The sequence below is a fragment of the Hamadaea sp. genome, assembly GCF_013362815.1.
Taxonomy (GTDB): Bacteria; Actinomycetota; Actinomycetes; order Mycobacteriales; family Micromonosporaceae; genus Hamadaea.
Window position 1 is genome coordinate 1 of record NZ_JABFVK010000087.1, and the last position, 17,156, is coordinate 17,156.

At 70.0% G+C, this 17,156-nt stretch carries 14 protein-coding genes; 8 read left to right on the plus strand and 6 right to left on the minus strand.

Annotated features, from left to right (window positions below; genetic code table 11):
• Nucleotides 1-94 precede the first annotated feature (94 nt).
• The 4 genes from HOV77_RS30080 to guaA are packed head-to-tail and all read left to right on the plus strand — an operon-like array spanning nucleotide 95 to nucleotide 5,991.
• Entirely contained in the window at nucleotides 95-1,216 is a 1,122-nt protein-coding gene (locus tag HOV77_RS30080; RefSeq protein ID WP_290868250.1) for a GuaB3 family IMP dehydrogenase-related protein, read from the plus strand.
• Between the two features lie 13 nt (nucleotides 1,217-1,229).
• The gene (locus HOV77_RS30085) at nucleotides 1,230-2,672 is read left to right on the plus strand and encodes a M1 family metallopeptidase (RefSeq protein WP_290868253.1); all 1,443 of its coding nucleotides are present in this window, start codon (nucleotides 1,230-1,232) and stop codon (nucleotides 2,670-2,672) included.
• Nucleotides 2,673-2,705: 33 nt separating this feature from the next.
• On the plus strand, nucleotides 2,706-4,409 hold the full coding sequence (locus HOV77_RS30090) for a GMC family oxidoreductase (protein WP_290868256.1): 1,704 nt from the start codon (nucleotides 2,706-2,708) through the stop codon (nucleotides 4,407-4,409).
• Between the two features lie 31 nt (nucleotides 4,410-4,440).
• Entirely contained in the window at nucleotides 4,441-5,991 is a 1,551-nt protein-coding gene (guaA, locus tag HOV77_RS30095; protein WP_290868259.1) for a glutamine-hydrolyzing GMP synthase, read from the plus strand.
• Between the two features lie 77 nt (nucleotides 5,992-6,068).
• Here guaA and HOV77_RS30100 read toward each other — a convergent pair whose 3' ends face one another.
• Complete coding sequence (locus HOV77_RS30100; RefSeq protein ID WP_290868262.1) at nucleotides 6,069-7,064, minus strand: NUDIX hydrolase; 996 nt, start codon at nucleotides 7,062-7,064, stop codon at nucleotides 6,069-6,071.
• A gap of 151 nt (nucleotides 7,065-7,215) precedes the next feature.
• On the opposite strand from HOV77_RS30100, the gene HOV77_RS30105 reads away from it, so the two are divergent.
• Together HOV77_RS30105 and HOV77_RS30110 are read left to right on the plus strand one after the other, a co-directional pair.
• Complete coding sequence (locus tag HOV77_RS30105) at nucleotides 7,216-8,094, plus strand: NUDIX domain-containing protein (protein WP_290868263.1); 879 nt, start codon at nucleotides 7,216-7,218, stop codon at nucleotides 8,092-8,094.
• A 341-nt stretch (nucleotides 8,095-8,435) separates the two neighbouring features.
• Nucleotides 8,436-9,350, plus strand: coding sequence for a CDP-alcohol phosphatidyltransferase family protein (locus tag HOV77_RS30110; RefSeq protein WP_290868371.1), 915 nt, complete (start codon nucleotides 8,436-8,438; stop codon nucleotides 9,348-9,350).
• 57 nt (nucleotides 9,351-9,407) lie between these two features.
• Here HOV77_RS30110 and HOV77_RS30115 read toward each other — a convergent pair whose 3' ends face one another.
• The 3 genes from HOV77_RS30115 to HOV77_RS30125 form a co-directional block, all read right to left on the minus strand.
• Nucleotides 9,408-10,649, minus strand: coding sequence for a phosphatidylserine decarboxylase (locus HOV77_RS30115; RefSeq protein ID WP_290868266.1), 1,242 nt, complete (start codon nucleotides 10,647-10,649; stop codon nucleotides 9,408-9,410).
• A 298-nt stretch (nucleotides 10,650-10,947) separates the two neighbouring features.
• Nucleotides 10,948-11,199 (minus strand): hypothetical protein, encoded by a 252-nt coding sequence (locus HOV77_RS30120; protein WP_290868269.1) that lies wholly within the window; start codon nucleotides 11,197-11,199, stop codon nucleotides 10,948-10,950.
• Complete coding sequence (locus tag HOV77_RS30125; protein WP_290868271.1) at nucleotides 11,196-12,638, minus strand: PspC domain-containing protein; 1,443 nt, start codon at nucleotides 12,636-12,638, stop codon at nucleotides 11,196-11,198. Before HOV77_RS30125 ends, HOV77_RS30120 begins: the two co-directional genes overlap by 4 nt.
• Nucleotides 12,639-12,772: 134 nt before the next feature.
• Here HOV77_RS30125 and HOV77_RS30130 point away from each other — a divergent pair, with 134 nt between their 5' ends.
• Both HOV77_RS30130 and HOV77_RS30135 read left to right on the plus strand, forming a co-directional pair.
• Nucleotides 12,773-13,978 (plus strand): ATP-binding protein, encoded by a 1,206-nt coding sequence (locus HOV77_RS30130; RefSeq protein WP_290868274.1) that lies wholly within the window; start codon nucleotides 12,773-12,775, stop codon nucleotides 13,976-13,978.
• A complete protein-coding gene (locus tag HOV77_RS30135; RefSeq protein ID WP_290868277.1) occupies nucleotides 13,978-14,661 on the plus strand; it encodes a response regulator transcription factor in 684 nt (227 codons plus the stop codon). The genes HOV77_RS30130 and HOV77_RS30135 overlap by 1 nt, the downstream gene beginning before the upstream one ends.
• 3 nt (nucleotides 14,662-14,664) lie before the next feature.
• On the opposite strand, the gene HOV77_RS30140 is transcribed toward HOV77_RS30135, so the two are convergent.
• Nucleotides 14,665-14,994 (minus strand): chorismate mutase, encoded by a 330-nt coding sequence (locus HOV77_RS30140; protein ID WP_290868279.1) that lies wholly within the window; start codon nucleotides 14,992-14,994, stop codon nucleotides 14,665-14,667.
• A 216-nt stretch (nucleotides 14,995-15,210) separates the two neighbouring features.
• Entirely contained in the window at nucleotides 15,211-17,103 is a 1,893-nt protein-coding gene (locus tag HOV77_RS30145) for a bifunctional metallophosphatase/5'-nucleotidase (protein ID WP_290868281.1), read from the minus strand.
• Nucleotides 17,104-17,156 lie beyond the last annotated feature (53 nt).

A 17,156-nucleotide genomic window follows, 5' to 3' on the forward strand; every position in this document is an offset into this window, starting at 1 on the left:
CGGATCACCTCGGCGGGGCTCAAGGAGAGCCACCCGCACGACATCCAGATGACCGTCGAAGCCCCGAACTACCAATCCCGCTGAAGGGCCGCCCATGCGTGACACCGTCGAGATCGGACTGGGGAAGGCCGCGCAGCGCGGTTATCACCTCGACGACGTGGCCATCGTGCCGAGCCGCCGGACCCGGGACGTCGACGACGTCTCCACCGCCTGGCAGCTCGACGCGTACCGGTTCGAGATCCCGTGCGCCGCGCATCCGAGCGACGCGACGATGTCGCCCGACCGGGTGATCGAGCTCGGCCGGCTCGGCGGGCTCGGCATCCTCAACGTCGAGGGCCTGTGGACCCGGTACGAGGACCCGTCGAAGCTGCTCGCCGATCTGCGGACGGTGGTCGAGGCGGACGAGCCGATCACGCCGCGGCTCCAGGAGCTGTATGCCGAGCCGATCAAACCCGAGCTGATCACCGAGCGGGTTCGCGTCATGCGGGAAGCCGGGATCACCGTGGCGGTACGCGTTTCGCCGCAGCACACGCTCGCGCTCGCCCCGGTGATCCTGGATGCGGGCGTGGATCTGCTCGTCATCCAGGGCACCGTCGTCTCGGCGGAGCACGTCTCCACTGTGGACGAGCCGCTGAACCTCAAGGAGTTCATCGCCGACCTCGATCTCCCCGTGATCGTCGGCGGCTGCACGAATTACCAGACCGCGCTGCATTTGATGCGTACGGGAGCGGCCGGGGTCATCGTCGGCGTGGGCGCGGACGACGACTCCACCAGCGACACCGTGCTCGGCATCCGGGTGCCGATGGCGACCGCGATCGCGGACGCGGCGGCCGCGCGCCGGGATTATCTCGACGAGACCGGTGGTCGCTACGTCCACCTGATCGCCGACGGAGACATCCACACCTCCGGCGACATCGCCCGGGCGCTCGCCTGCGGCGCCGACGCGGTCATGCTGGGCGCGCCGTTGACGCTGGCCGAGGGCGCTCCGGCCGGGGGCCTGTGGTGGCACCCGGCGGCGAGCCACCCGAAGCTGCCGCGTGGCGCGGTCGGCTACTACGCCGAGCCCATGGGCAGCCTGGAGCACGTGCTCTACGGCCCGTCCGACGACCCGTACGGCCGGATGAACCTGTTCGGCGGGCTCAAGCGCGCCATGGCCAAGTGCGGCTATCGCGACGTCAAGGAGTTCCAAAAAGTCGGCTTGATGCTCGACCGCTGATAGCTTTGCTGCCATGCGGCGCGGCATTCTCAGCGGTACGGTCGCCTTTCTGCTGGCCTCGGCTCTAGCCGGCTGCCAGGCGACCGGCACGGATCCGATCACGCTGCCGTCGATGCCGACTCCGGTCGCCCCGGAGTCGGTGACGCAGGGCATCGGCTCGGCCGGAATCGGCGACCCGTACTTCCCGACGTACGGCAACGGCGGCTTCGACGTGCAGACCTACGACCTCGCGATCAAGCTCACCGCCGACGGCAGCATCGAGGGCGTCGCCACGCTCACCGCGAAGGCGACCGCCGCGCTCCAGCAGTTCAACCTCGACCTGCGCGGGCTCAAGGTGGCCGGCGTACAGGTCGGCGCGGACCCCGCCACCTTCAGCCGCGACGGCGACGAGCTGGTCATCCGGCCCAAGGTCGCGCTCACGTCGGGGTCGGCCTTCACCACGATCATCCGGTACGCCGGAAAGCCGAGCGAGATCTCATCGCTCACGTTGGGGCAGACCGGATTCCGTCGGATCAACGGCGTCGAGTACATGGCGGGCGAGCCCGAGTCGGCGAGCACCTGGTTCCCGGTCAACGACCATCCGTCGGACAAGGCGAAGTACACGATGAGCTTCACCGTGCCGGAGGGTGAAGAGGTCATCAGCAACGGTGTGCTCGCCGGCAAACAGTCCGCCGGTGGCTGGACGACGTGGAAGTGGCAGGTGGGCTCGCCGATGGCGTCCTACCTCAGCACTTTCGCAGTCGGAGACCTACGGACCGTCGAGAGTACGCACAACGGCAAGCCCGTCCGCATCGCGATCGCGAAGACGATCACCGGCTCCCAGGTCGAGGCGGCTGTGGCGAAGACTCCGGAGATCTGCGACTACTTCGAGCAGTACTTCGGGGCGTATCCGTTCGAGGCGTACGGGGCGATCGTGGTGGACGACCCGGAGCTGGGCTTCTCGCTGGAGACGCAGACCCGGCCGATCTATCCGGCGTCCATGGTGGACAACGGCGACCGCGGTGGCGTCGTCGCTCACGAGCTGGCGCACCAGTGGTTCGGCGACAGCGTCTCGGTGAAGCAGTGGGCCGACATCTGGCTCAATGAAGGGTTCGCCACGTACGCCCAATGGATGTGGCAGGAGCACGCTGGTGGACCGACGGTCTCCGGCCAGTTCGAGAGCCAATACCGCAACGAGTTCAGCCCCATCTGGCGTACGCCGCCGGCCGCGCCCGGCGCGAGTAAGGTCTTCAGCAGCTCGGTCTATCAACGGGGCGGCATGGCGCTGCATGCACTGCGGCTGAAGGTCGGCGACGAGAAGTTCTTCTCGATCCTCAGGACCTGGGCGGCGGAGAAGCGGGACGGCAATGGGACGACGTCGGAGTTCCAGGCGGTCGCGGAGCGGATCAGCGGGCAGTCGTTGCAGGCGCTGTTCCAGGACTGGCTATACGACACCGATCGGCCGGCTCACCCCTAGCGGCACAGGTTACTCGGTGGTAATAATCCACGGATGAGGTTCGACGTCGTCGTCATCGGCTCCGGGTTCGGCGGGAGTGTGGCCGCGTTGCGGCTGGCCGAGAAGGGGTATTCGGTCGCCGTGCTGGAGGCCGGCCGCCGGTTCGCCGACGCCGACTTCGCCAAGACGAGCTGGCGACTGCGGCGCTATCTGTGGGCGCCCGCGCTCGGCTGCTACGGCATACAGCGGATCACCTTGCTGCGCCCGGCCAAGGGTCAGCGGGGTGCCGGGGTGATGGTGCTGTCCGGTGCGGGCGTCGGCGGCGGCAGCCTCGTGTACGCCAACACGCTCTACCGCCCGCTGCCCGACTTCTACGCCGATCCCCAGTGGCGTGGGATCACCGACTGGGCCGACGAACTGGCCCCGCACTACGACCAGGCCGAGCGCATGCTCGGGGTGGTGACCTACGACCGGATGACCCCGCCGGACGTGGCGATGAAGAAGGTCGCCGAGCGGATGGGCGTCGGTAAGTCGTTCCGGCTGACCCCGGTGGGCGTGCATCTGGGCCGTCCCGGCGAGAAGGTCGCCGACCCGTACTTCGGTGGTGTGGGGCCGGATCGGACCGGGTGTCTGCATTGTGGACAGTGCATGACGGGTTGCCGGCACGGCGCGAAGAACACCCTGATGAAGAACTATCTCCATCTCGCCGAGCAGCTCGGTGCGCAGGTGTACGCGTACACGACGGTGACCCGGGTGGCGGCGAACCCCGCAGGCGGCTATCGGATCGAAATCGAGCGGACGAACGCCCGATTCCGCAAGCGCTCCCGGGCGATCGGCGGGGGCGTGATCGAGGCGGATCAGGTCGTCTTCGCGGCTGGAGCGCTCGGCACCCAACGGCTCCTGCATGCCGCCCGTCACTCCGGCGACCTGCCCGCACTGTCGCCTCGTGTCGGCGCGCTGACGCGTACCAACTCGGAGGCGTTGCTCGGCGCGGCGATGCGGTTGGGCGACTTCAAGCGCGGCGGCGTCGACTACAGCGAAGGCGTAGCCATCACTAGCTCGTTCCACCCCGACTCGCGTACGCACATCGAACCGGTCCGCTACGGCAAGGGCTCCAACGCGATGGGGCTGCTCCAGAGTCTCCTGGTCGACGGTGGTCCCCGGCGGCCGCTGCGCTGGCTGGGCACGATGCTGCGACAGCCGCTGACGACCGCGCAGATGATCCTCGTACGCCGCTGGTCGGAACGCACGATCATCGCGTTGGTCATGCAGTCCCTCGACAACTCCCTGGCGACGGTGTGGCACCGGCGATCGCTGCGCGCCCGGCACGGCCACGGCGAGCCCAACCCGACCTGGATTCCGGCCGGAAATCAGGCGGTACGCCTCCTCGCCGACGAGATCGGCGGGATACCGGGCGGCTCGGTGCCCGAGGCGTTCAACGTCCCGATGACGGCGCACATCCTGGGTGGTGCTGCGATCGGAGCCACCGCCGAAGACGGCGTCGTAGACGCGTACCACCGGATCTTCGGACACGACGGCCTGCACGTCGTCGACGGGGCCGCGGTGACCGCGAACCTGGGGGTGAACCCGTCGCTGACGATCACCGCGCAGGCCGAGCGGGCCTTCTCGTTCTGGCCGAACAAGGGTGAGGCGGATCCGCGGCCGCCGCTGGGCGCGGCCTACGCCCGGATCGAACCGGTCTTCCCAGCTCACCCGGCCGTGCCGGACACCGCTCCGGCGGCCCTGACGAGACGCTGATCACAGCGGTCCGCACGATAGGGTTGACGGCATGACGACGCCGCGCCCGGTCCTCGTGGTGGACTTCGGAGCCCAGTACGCCCAGCTGATCGCCCGCCGAGTACGCGAGGCGAAGGTCTACTCGGAGATCGTGCCGCATTCGATGCCGATCGCCGAGATGCTGGCGAAGGATCCGGCCGCGATCATCCTGTCGGGCGGCCCGTCGAGCGTCTACGAGCCGGGCGCGCCGCAGATCGACGCGAAGCTGTTCGACGCGGACGTGCCGGTTTTCGGCATCTGCTACGGCTTCCAGGCGATGGCGCAGGCGCTCGGTGGCACGGTGGCGCACACTGGCAAGCGGGAGTTCGGCGGGACTGTCCTGCAGCTGGCCGGAGACAGCACGCTGATGGGCGGGCTGCCGGCCGAGCAGAGCGTGTGGATGAGCCACGGCGACTCAGTCTCCGCAGCGCCGCAGGGCTTCACCGTGACCGCCTCCTCGGCGGGCGCGCCGGTGGCCGCGTTCGAGCACGTCGCACAGGGCTTCGCCGGAGTGCAGTTCCACCCGGAGGTCGGGCATACGCCGCACGGCCAGAAGATGCTGGAGCGCTTCCTCTACGACATCGCGAAGATCGAGCCCACCTGGACCATGGGCAACATCATCGACGACCAGGTCGCCGCCATTCAGACCCAGGTCGGCTCGGCCGAGGTGATCTGCGGGCTGTCGGGCGGCGTCGACTCGGCGGTGGCCGCCGCGCTCGTCCACAAGGCCGTCGGCGACCAGCTCACCTGCGTCTTCGTGGACCACGGGCTGCTCCGGGCGGGCGAGGCCGAGCAGGTCGAGCGCGATTACGTCGCCGCGACCGGGATCAAGCTGAAGGTCGTGGACGCCGCCGAGCGTTTCCTGACCGCGCTCGCCGGCGTCACCGACCCCGAGCAGAAGCGCAAGATCATCGGCCGGGAGTTCATCCGGGTCTTCGAGGCGGCCGCCCGCGAGATCGCGTCCGTCGGCGACGTCCGGTTCCTCGTGCAGGGCACGCTCTACCCGGACGTCGTCGAGTCCGGCGGCGGCACCGGCACCGCCAACATCAAGTCCCACCACAACGTCGGCGGCCTGCCCGATGACCTTCAGTTCCAGCTGGTCGAGCCGCTGCGTACGCTGTTCAAGGACGAGGTCCGGACGCTCGGCGCCACCCTCGGCCTGCCCGACGAGATGGTCTGGCGGCACCCGTTCCCCGGCCCCGGCCTCGCCATCCGGATCATCGGCGCGGTCGACCGCGAGCGCCTCGACATCCTGCGCGCCGCCGACAAGATCGCCCGCGAGGAGCTGACCGCCGCCGGGCTCGACCGCGACGTCTGGCAGTTCCCGGTGGTGCTGCTCGCCGACGTCCGGTCGGTGGGCGTACAGGGCGATGGGCGTACCTATGGGCACCCGGTGGTCCTCCGGCCGGTGTCCAGTGAGGACGCCATGACGGCGGACTGGTCGCGGCTGCCCAACGACGTCATCGCCCAGATCTCGACCCGGATCACCAACGAGGTCCGCGAGGTCAACCGGGTGGTGCTCGACGTGACCAGCAAGCCCCCGGGCACCATCGAGTGGGAGTAACCCCTTCGCGTTGATCATGAACCTAAGGTCCGCCTCGTCGGCGTGTCGGACCACCGAACCTCATGATCAACTGACGACTACAGGCCTGCGGCTTTGAGGGCGTCCGCGGTGACTTCGGTCATCTCATCCTCCGTGAGGGCCTCGACTTCGTCCTTGGGGAGCCAGTAGGCACCGGAGGTCGAGCCGCCTTTGTCATGAACGCGGGGCTGAGTGGCCCTCTCGACGGTGACTCGGTAGAAGGCGCGTACGCCGTGCCAGTCGATCGGGAAGCCTTCGGGCCCCAGCGACGCCGGATCACGGTGGCTGGCCACGCCCAGGAGCCCGCCCAGCCGCCCGGCCTGCCCGGTCTCCTCGAGCAGTTCCCGGATCAGCGCGTGCGCCGGCTGCTCGCCGAAGTCCGTGCCGCCGCCGGGTAGGTGCCAGCGCCCCTCGCCGGGGTACCCGGGGGAGACCCGGGTCAGCAGCACCCGGTCGAGCCGGTCGGTCGCCACCGCGTACGCCGCGAAGCGCTGCGTGCGGTGCAACCCGTCGTTACCTTCCTCGATATGGAAGCTGGGGAAGTCGGGGATCTCGTCGGGCCGCAGGTCCACCTCGGCGGCCGGTACGCCGAGCGCGTCAGCGGTGAACGGGCGCAGCAACAACTGCCCGGCTTCGTCGAGCGGAACCCAGCGGACTAGGTCGGTCGCCTGATCGTGCCTTTCCCGGAGGGCACCCCCGCGGATTCGACCCGAATAGATGAGCCGATCGGTGTGAATCGTGACGCCGCGGTGCGGCAGGGCGCGCAGGTCGGCGAGGACGTCGCGGAGCCCGGTCAGGGAGATCGACAAGCCGGTCTCGGCCGCCGTCTCCCGGATCGCCGTGTCGTTGGGGTGCTCACCGTGGTCGACGGCGCCACCGGGGAGGGACCAGACGCCGGGCGTGCCCGACCGGTCGGAGTTGCGGACCAGGAGGATCTCCTGCCGTCCGGGATGTGCCGCATCCTCGCGGCTCACCACGGCGTACGCGGCGATCCGGCGTACCGGAGCAAGCCGGTCGCCGGCTCCGTCAAGGGAGAGCTCGACGTCGGTAGTCACAGAGAATCATTCTCCCGCCAGGCGAAGATCCTGGCAAGATGTCCGATTCCACATGCTGAGCAGATTCGCAGCGTCCGATGCCTGGAAGCGTTTACCCCACGGCCATCCGAGGCGGTCCCAGCGCGTCGCCCGGTGCCGCTACGGTGAAGCCGTGGAGAAGCGTCGGAGAATCGGGGCATACGGGGTCGTACGCGACGAGCAAGGGCGAGTCCTGCTGGTCTCCGGGTCGTCGGCGCCCACCCCGCGATGGCACCTGCCCGGGGGCGGTCTCGATCACGCGGAGGATCCACGCGCTGCGGTGATCCGGGAGTTCCAGGAGGAGACCGGATTCGACGTCGAGGTCGTCGGCGTACGCGACGTGTCCGCCGATCTGATCGAGTTTCCGCAGCTCGGCGTCCTTCAGCACCACGATCGGCTGGTCTTCGACGTGAAGATCGTCGCCGGGACGCTCACCCCGGAGGAGGGCGAACTCGCCGAGTGGATCGATCCGGAGTCCGTCGAGCTCGTTCCGTTCGCCGCCCGGGTCCTGCTCGGATCGGACCTCGGCAACGAGATCAACCAGCGAAGCCGGCCGTTCGACGATCCGGAGGAACCGGCCAACCGCGTCCGGCGGTTCGCGGCGTACGGGTTGATCACCGATCCGGACGGCCGGGTGCTACTCAGCCAGATCGCCCGCGGCTACCCCGGCGAGGGGCGGTGGCATCTGCCCGGCGGCGGCACGGACTTCGGCGAGCAGCCGACGCAGGCGGTGGTCCGGGAGGTCTTCGAGGAGACCGGCCAGCGGGCCGAGGTGGGCGAGCTGCTCGACGTGTCGTTCTTCCACAATCCGGCGGCCATGGGCCCGGAGGGCGTGCCGATGGACTGGTTCTCGGTCCGCTCCGTGTTCCGCGGCACGGTGAGCTCGCCCACATCGGCGACGGTCACCGAGGCCGCCGGTGGCTCGACCGCACAGTCGGGCTGGTTCCTCCCGGCCGAGGTCGCGACGCTGACGATCACCGATCTCACCCGGCGGGCGATGCGCCGCCTGTGACGGCGGTAGCAGAGAACGGTGGATGCCTTCGGGTAGAGTTGATGCCCGATAGATCCGTGCTGGTCACGTTCTGTAGTTGATCTACCAGCCGTTATGCCCCCTCGGGATGCGAAATATCCTCGACAATCGGACCGAATCGCCTGTGAATCGCCGGTCTGAGTCCTCGATGGGTATCGCCAAGCCGTGCCCGGATGTGCGATCGTGTACCGCACAGCCGAGCGGCCGTCGAGGCGGCGGAGAGGAACCGTTCGGCGATGGAGGGACACGTGCCGAGAGCCATCTGGCGTCGGCGCCGTACGACGGACAGCCCGCGCCCGCAAGGGCGGCAATGGGCCGGCCGCCTGCGTCAGGGCAGTAGTTTCGCCCGGCAGATGCTGCTGGTTCGGGTGGGTCGTCAGCGCGGTGCGACACCGGTCATCGACGCCCCTGTGCCGAGCGCCACACGGCTGCCGGACCTCGACCCGCGGAGCCTGGCTCAGATCGAGGCACTCGCCCCGGTCAGCCCCGCCCCGATCGTGACGGTCGAGGTGCCCGCGACTCCCGTGCCGCCCGCACCCATTCCACTGCTCCCGGGCGAGCGGTCCGTCAGCCGCCGGGTCAAGTTCGCCGTGGTCCAGGGCTGCACCCTGGCCAGCCTGCTGCTGGGCATGACGGCGATCATGCTGGCAGTGGCCGGAGCGGACCCCCGACTCGGCGCTGCCTGCCTGCTCGCCTGCATCACCTTCGACGGGCTCGACGGGGCGCTGGCCCGCAAGTTCGGCGTCGCCAGCCCGTTCGGCGTACAGATGGACTCGCTGGGCGACATGACGAGTTTCGGCATCGCCGCGCCCGTCGTCGTCTACGCCGCGCTGCGTGGCGAGGTGCCGACCGGCGTCCTGATCGGGACGTGTGCGCTGGTCGCCGCATGTGCCGCGATCCGGCTCGCCCGGTTCAACGTCTCGCCCAAGGACGGCCGCTTCTTCTGCGGCGTGCCGACGACGATGGCGGCGGCGGTACTCGCCCTGAGCGTGCTGCTCGGTCTGGGCCTGCCCGGTTCGGTGATGGTCGCCGGAGTCGCGCTCATCGCGATCGCGATGGTCTCCAGCTTCCCCTACGCCAAACTCGTGAAGGTCTTCCGGCTGCCCCCGTGGCTGCTCATCCTGCCCGTCTTCGGCGCGCTGCTCAATCCGCGGCTCACCTTCGGCTTGGTGGTGCTCGCCTACCTGCTGAGCGGTCCGCTGCTGTGGGCGTATCAGCGCAAGAGCGCGCGAGTCTAGACGAAGCGCAAGCAAACGGCGCGCCTGGTCACCAGGCGCGCCGTTCTTGCCTTTTCGCTACAGCCAGCGGGCGATGACCGTCTCCGCGCCGATCACTCGGTCTCCGGGGGCGACCACAGCCTCCGCCGCCGACGCGGGCAGATAAACGTCGGTACGCGAGCCGAACCGGATGAGCCCGAACCGCTCGCCCTTGGCCAGCAGTGCGCCGACGGGCGCCCGTTGCACGATCCGCCGCGCGATCAGGCCAGTACGCTGGGCGATCACGACCTTGCCGTGCCCGAGTGCGTCCTCGAGGACGGTGTACGCCGCGACGTTGTGCTCCGCCTCGGGCTTCATCGCCGCCGCGTAACCGCCGTCCTCGACGAAGTAGTCGACCACCTTGCCGGCGACCGGCGACCGGTTGACGTGCACGTCGAGCACGGACAGGAAGACCGCGATGCGCAGAAACTCCTCGTCGGCGAACCGCTCGTCGTAGAGACGCTCGACCGAGAGCACCTTGCCGTCGCTGGCGGCGACGACGGCCGCCGGATCGGCCGGGACATGGCGGTGCGGGTCGCGGAAGAAGGCCGCCACCGGACCGGCGGCGAGCGCCGGGACCAGCCACGCCTTGGACTTCGGGCGGACCGTACGCAGAACGGCGGCCAGGCCGAGCGCGATGCCGGCCGCCGCGACGCCGTTGGAGTCGATGTGCATCGTGCTGGTCAGCGGCACGCTGGAAGTCCGGTACGCCGGAGCCAGCCCCGCGGCGACGGCGGCATCGGCCTCGCTGAAGCGCAGTTTGTGCACCCGCACCGGCGGGGTGTTGAGCAGGACGAGGTCGGCGCCGACGCCGAACTGCGCGGAGCGGCGGTCCAGCTCGTCGGCCGCGCCACCGGCGACCCCCGGCACGGCGACGACCGCCACGACCAGTACGCCGCCCTCGGCGACCAGCTTGGTCAAGCTCTCGATGGTCAGCCGGGCGTCCTCGGCCGCGCCGACGACGGGCTCGGCGACGATCACGATCTCGGCCGGGCTGGCCTCCGTCGGCGTCTGGACGACGGTGCACGCCTCGGCGATCTCCGTGTCCAGCCCTGCGATGTACGCCCGCAGGGCGGCGACCTGGTCCCCGCCGACGATCGTGAGCTGGTCGTCGGGCTGAAGGGCGTCGAGCGCCTCCCCGAGCACCAGCGAATCCGGTCCAGCTCCCACGATCAGGGCGGACTTCGGTCCCGGGTGGCGCTGCAGCTCGGCGGTGAGCGTGCGGGCGGCGCGCTCCCCGATCCTGACCTGGCCGAGGGGGCCGAGCGATGCCTGCGACATGAGTTGACTCCACCTTCGTCATCGGCGCGTACGGGCCTCAGCATATGCGCCGGGGCCGACACGCGCTCACGGCGCTCGCTCTCGCGTAGCGGCCGCCCTTGGCGCTCCGGCGCTCGCCCCGGGGCGCTGCCTTTAGCGCTGGATCAGGGTTCCGGGTCGAATCTTCCCCCAAGATTCGACCGAGAACCCTGATCCGCCGGTACGGCGTGGACGTCGCCGCACGGGTCGGGCCGGGAAGCCGGCAGGGCGCCGGGACCCCCATCCCGACGCCCTGCCCATCCCCCCTTGGGATTCGCGGCTATCCGTGCATCGGCGGCTGGGTGTCGGCCCCGCCGTCCTCGGATTCCGCCGCGGGTCGATCGCCGCGCAGCACGCCGCGGACGATCGAGCCGATGCCGAGCAGCCCGACCAGGATCAGGCCCCCGGCGACGAACCAGCCGGCCGGCGGCAGCTCGATGTCGATCGTCCGGTGCACCGTCCAGAGCCCGGCGACCAGGAGGAAGACCAGGCCGAAGATCAGCGACGTCAGGTCGAGCGGGTGCTTCTTCATCGGTAGACCTCCGCGTCGCTCAGGCTCACGTCCAGCTCCAGGTGCAGCTTGCCGCCGCCTTCACCGTCGGTTCCGAGGTCGGTGACGGTGAAGTCGTTGATGCGTACGCCGTTGGCGTTGCGGTCGAAGATCGTCGCGCTGCCGAGGCGTACGTCGGCCACCGCGGTGACGTCGACCTTGTCCGGCAGGAGCACCTGGAGGTTGCCCGCCTGGATCTTGACCCGGACCGTCCGTTCCTGCCCGGTGAAGTCGAGATCGGTCAGGTCGAGGGTGGCGCTGCCCGCCTTGTGCTCGTAGTCGCCCCGCAGCGCGGCCAGGGTGGTCGGCTGCCAGACGATCTCGCCACCGCCGTTGCGGGCGGCATCCCAGTTCCGGTCGCGCTCGTCGATAGAGGTGATGCTCAGCGCGAGCACCAGCCCCAGCCCGATGAAGATCCAGCCCCGGGCCCGGCCGAGCCAGGCTCCCAGGACGAGGCCGAACCCGACGACGCCCAGCGCGGCGGCCACGTAAGCGGCGGCGCTGATGTCCGCCACGTTCGCGACGTCGAGCAGACCCATGAGGCCGAGCACCACGAGTCCGATAGAGAAGATCAGCGAACCGAGCCGGGAGTGCTCCTTCGGCAGTTTCGGCGGCTTGAGCGGCTTCAACGGCGGAGGAGTCGGTGCGCCCGCGAACGGCCCGTGCGGGGCGAACGCCGGCTGGTAGCCGGGCGCGGTCGGCGGCGGCACCGGTGCGCCCACCGGCGGGATCGGCTCCGTCACGGCGTTCGACGGGGCGTACGCGGGATAGTGGGCCGCGGTGGAGCCGGCCGGCGGCGTGGCTGCGGTGGGAGCGGCCGGAGCTGTCGGCGCGGGCGGGCGAGCACCTCGATTGCGCTGCATATACACCGCGAAGACGATGGCCGCCGCGATCAGCAGGAACCACAGGACGGGCCAGGGCCGGTCGTCCAGGGTGCCGAAGAAGATCAGCAGCGTGATGGCCCCGGCGATCACGGTCAGCGTCGAGGAAGTGCTGGACCGTCCGCGTCCGAACAGCGCCTCGGCCGGTGACGCGGTGTCCCCGTCGGCCGGTGTGCCCAGCCACAGCACGATGTACGCCAGGATGCCGAACCCGCCGAAGAAGGTGAGGACGACGAACAGGACGCGCCAGAGCACCGGATCGGTGTTGGTGGCCCGGCTGAGCGCGCCGCTGACGCCGGCCAGATAACGGCCGGTACGCGGGCGGACGAGCCCGTAGCGGGCGGCGAACGCGCCCGATGGGGGAGGCTGGTAGCCGGGCGGCGGCGTCTGCGGCCCCGGCGGTGGTGGTGTGGTCGCGTCCGCGGCACCCGGCGGCGTCTCCGCACCGGGCGGCGGTGTGCTCGCGGCGGCCTCCGGCGGAGGCGGATCGCTCTCCGCGGGCGGCTGTGGCGCTCGCTGGGCGTCGTCGAACTCGGTCATGGCACCATCCTGCGGCCCGAGGGGCCCCAGAGACCTCCGGCGCCGACCCTGAGCCCACCCTGATAATCCAGCTCACAACAGAATCAGGGTCGCGTAGGGTCGTCGCCGCGCAGCGGGCATGTGACGATCGTCAGGTGACCACCACCGCGTACGCCCCGCTGCGCCGCAGCCGCTCGGATCGCATGGTCGCCGGCGTCGCCGGTGGCATCGCCGAGCACGTCCGCGTGCCAGTGGCCGCCATCCGGGTGGTGTTCCTCGTGCTGCTGGCCGCTCATGGGCTCGGCGCTGTGCTGTACGCCGTCTATTGGGCGGTCATGCGCGACGAGGACAGCGATGTCCCGGTTCGTCGCGATCTGGTGAAGACCATCCCGTATCTGATCCTCGGCTTCGGCATCATCGTGGCGATGACGCTGCTCTTCGGCGGCGACGGGATCTCCCTGGCGGCCGGCTGGCTGCTGGCCCTCGTGGTGCTCGGCGGCGGCCTGATCTGGCATCAGGCCGAACCGGGCCGGCTGACGAAGCTGACCGGCCTGCTCGGCGGCGATCGCCGGCCCGCGTTCGTGCTCAGCCTGCTCGGCGGCGGTCTGCTGGTCGCGGTCGGCATCATCGGCCTGGCCACGCTCTACTCCCCGGTCGAGGGCCCGAGCCTGTCCGTCGTGGCGTTCGCGGTCGTCTTCGCGCTCATCGCGCTGACCGGCGTCGGGGTGGTCGCCGCCCCCACGTTGTGGCGTACGGCGACGGCGTTGCGGGCGGAGAAGGAAGGCCGCATCCGGGAACAGGAGCGTGCGGAGCTGGCTGCGATGGTGCACGACCAGGTTCTGCACACGCTGGCCCTCATCCAGCGCAACGCCGCCGACACCGCCACGGTCACCCGGCTCGCCCGCGGCCAGGAACGGTCGCTGCGGAACTGGCTCTACAAGCCGATGGGCTCGGCCGAGGAGTACTTCGCGGCCGCGGTCGAGGAGGCGGCGGCCGAGGTGGAGGACACCTTCGCGATCGCGGTCGAGACGGTCGTGGTCGGCGACTGCAAGGTGGACGATCGGATCCGGGCGCTGGTCGCCGCGACGCGGGAGGCGTTGGTCAACGCCGCCCGGCATGCCAAGGTCGGCACCGTCTCGTTGTACGCCGAAGTGGAACCGGACGAGATGAGCGTGTTCGTCCGCGACCGCGGCGTCGGGTTCGACATGTCCACAATCGACGACAACCGGCACGGCGTGAGAGGCTCCATCGTCGGCCGGATGCAACGCCACGGCGGCCGGGCGGAGATCCGCAGCGAGCCGGGCGAGGGCACCGAGGTGCGTCTGCACCTGCCGATCGGCACCAGCAAGGAGACAGCCTGATGAGCGGCGACACCACTCAGCCCACCCCGACCGAGTCCGCGCCGCGCCGGCTGCGCGTCTTCCTCGTCGACGATCACGCGATGTTCCGCGCGGGCGTACGCGCCGAGCTGGGCGTCCACGTGGACGTCATCGGCGAGGCCGCCACCGTCCCCGAGGCGATCTCGGCCATCGCCGCGCACCAGCCCGACGTCGTGCTGCTCGACGTCCACATGCCCGAGGGCGGCGGGCGGGCCGTCCTCGAAGCCACCCGGCGGGCGTACCCGCAGGTGCGGTTCCTCGCCCTGAGCGTTTCCGACGCGGCGGAGGACGTCATCGGCCTCATCCGCGCCGGGGCCCGGGGATACGTCACGAAGACGATCTCCCCGGATGAGCTGGCCGCCGCCATTCGCCGGGTGGCCGACGGCGACGCCGTCTTCAGCCCCCGGCTGGCCGGGTTCGTCCTGGACGCCTTCGCCGCCCGCCCGGACGCATCGCTCGCCGACCCCGAACTCGATCAGCTCACCAACCGGGAGCGTGAAGTGCTGCGCCTGCTCGCCCGGGGTTACGCGTACAAGGAGATCGCCAAGGAGCTCTACATCTCGATCAAGACGGTCGAGACGCACGTCAGCAACGTGCTCCGGAAGCTGCAGATGTCCAACCGGTACGAGCTGTCCCGCTGGGCGGCCGATCGCCGGTTGGTCTGAGCCTCACTCGGCGGTCGCGCCGGTCCCCAGCGGGCCGCGGCCGGCCCGGAGGATGAGCAGGGCAAGCTGCGTACCGTCGGCGCCCAGCTCGTTGCGGAACCGGTCGAGGATCTCCCGCTCCCGGGAGAGCACCAGGCGCGTGCCGCCCGAGGCGACCCGGGTCGCCCCGACTCGCTGGGAGATCCCGGCGCGCTCCTTCCAGAGCGAGATCAGCGCGGCATCGATCTCGTCGATCCGCGCGCGGAGATCCAGGATCTGCCCGGCGGCGTCTTCTTCCCGCGTACCAGTGCCGCTGAGGCCGTCGTTCGTGCCGGTGAGGGCCGTGGTGGTCATCGTGTTCTCCTTGGGTCTGCGTCCGGTTTCGGCCCTAGGCAGCGAAAAGCCCCGGGCTCGTGGAGCCCGGGGCTTTCGTCGGTCGGTATGCGCTCAGGCGCGACCTACGGCAGCGGGACTCCCGAAGCCGTAAAAATAAAATCGCACCTGCTGAAGCACTTGACCACTATGGCACGGTGGTCGGGCCCGTCACCAGGCCCGACCACGATGTGAGAGTCAGGCGACGCGGGTGATCCGGTTGGCCGGGCCCGGAGCCACCTGGCTGTTGGCCCCGAAGTACGCGACCAGGGCGTCGATGTCGAAGCCCGGGTGCACGATCTTGTCGGTGCCCACGTTGAGCCGGCTCGGGTTCTTGACCGTCCCGTCCGGGTTGTACGCGGTGAAGTCGCCACCGCCGTCGAGGAAGCCGTTCATCGTCACCCGGAACGTGGCGGCCGGGTCGATGGCCACCCCGTTGAGGGCGAGGTTCGAGATACGGCTGCCCAGGGCGGCGCTCGCCGAGTACGTGTAGGTGAAGCCGCTGCTCACCTGCAGGATCTTGGTGGAGCTCTGGCCCTCGAACCCGACGAACTGCTGCTCCAGCGCCCAGCGGAGCTGCTCGCCGGTCATCGTCTTGGTGACCAGCGTGTTGTTGAACGGCTGGACGATGAAGCACTCGCCGTAGGTGATGTCGCCGGCGGGCTCGCCGCCGGTCGACGCGGCGAAGACGAGGTTGTCGCGGATGCCGCCCGGGTTCATGAGGGCGATCTGCGCCCCGGCCGACTGGGTGTACGCCAGCTGCGCGTCCGCGACCACGTCACCGAGCGGGCTCTCCCCGCTGGCCACGGCGGTACGCGTGATGTCGCCGGTGATCTTGCCGACGACCTTGTTCTGGATCGGCTTGATCTTGTCGCGGTACTTGTCGGCGATCGTCTTCGCGGTCGCGTCCTTCAACGCCTCGTTGCGGACCGGAATGCCGCTGGCGTCGATCTGCCACGAGCCGTCGGCGTTGCGTACGCCGTTCTCCACGATCACGTTGTGCGCCTCGACCGAGGTGAACTTGTCGGTCTTCTTGTCCAGCGTGAACGAGATGTCGGTGACGAGCTGGCCGTTGCTTCCGGCGCTGGTCACCGCGATCGGCGTACCGGCCGAGTTGGGCAGAGCGCAGGAGTAGTAGCGGTGCGTGTGCCCGGACACGACCAGCCCGAAGGCGGGGTCGAGACCGGCGACGATCGGGGTGATCGCCCCGGCGAACGCGGCGCAGCCGGAGATGTCGAGCGGCGCGGGGGCGTTCTGCTGACCACCTTCGTGGATCAGCAGCACGACGGCGGAGACACCCGCCCGCTGCAGCAGCTGGGCCTGCTTGTTCGCCGTCTCCACCTCGCTCTTGAACTCGATGCTGGAGATGCCGGCCGGGTCGACGATGCCCGCCGTGTTCTGCAGCGTCATGCCGACGAACCCGACGCGTACGCCCTGGAAGTTCTTCACGGTGACCGACGGCAGCAGCGACTTGCCCGTGTCCTTGACGATCGCGTTGGCCGCGAGGTACTCGAACTCGGCCCCGGCGAACCCGTCGCCGTCGAGGCAGCCGTCGACCGGGTGGCAGCCGCCGTTCTGCATGCGCAGCAGCTCGTCGGTGCCCTCGTCGAACTCGTGGTTGCCGACCGAGGCGACGTCGAGCCCGAGGTTGTCCATCAGCTCGATGCTCGGCTCGTCGTGGAATCCGGCGCTGACCAACGGGCTGGCGCCGATGAGGTCGCCGGCCGCCACGGTGAGCGACCGCTCGCCGGAGGCCTCGGCCTCGGCGCGCAGCTTCTTCACCCAGGTGGTCAGGAACTCCACGCCGCCGGCCGGGGTGCCGTTGATCAGGCCGCCGCTGCCGGTGGGCGGGTCGATCGCCCCGTGGAAGTCGTTGAACGCCAGCAGGTTGCCGTGCGCGGTCTGACCCGGCGGCACCTTCTGGTCATAGGTGACCGAGACCGGGCTGAGCGGGGTCCAGCCGCTCTCACCCGCCCGGTCGGTACGCCCGGCGTCGGCCAGGGGCAGCGCGAGCACCACCGCGAGCGCCAGCGCCGGGACGGCGGAGAGCCGGACCAGCGCGAACCGGCTGGATCGGCGGGTTGAAGACATGGTGAGCCTCCGGAGTCGGGGGTTTGTCGCCCCATCTTCGCGGTTGTGCCACG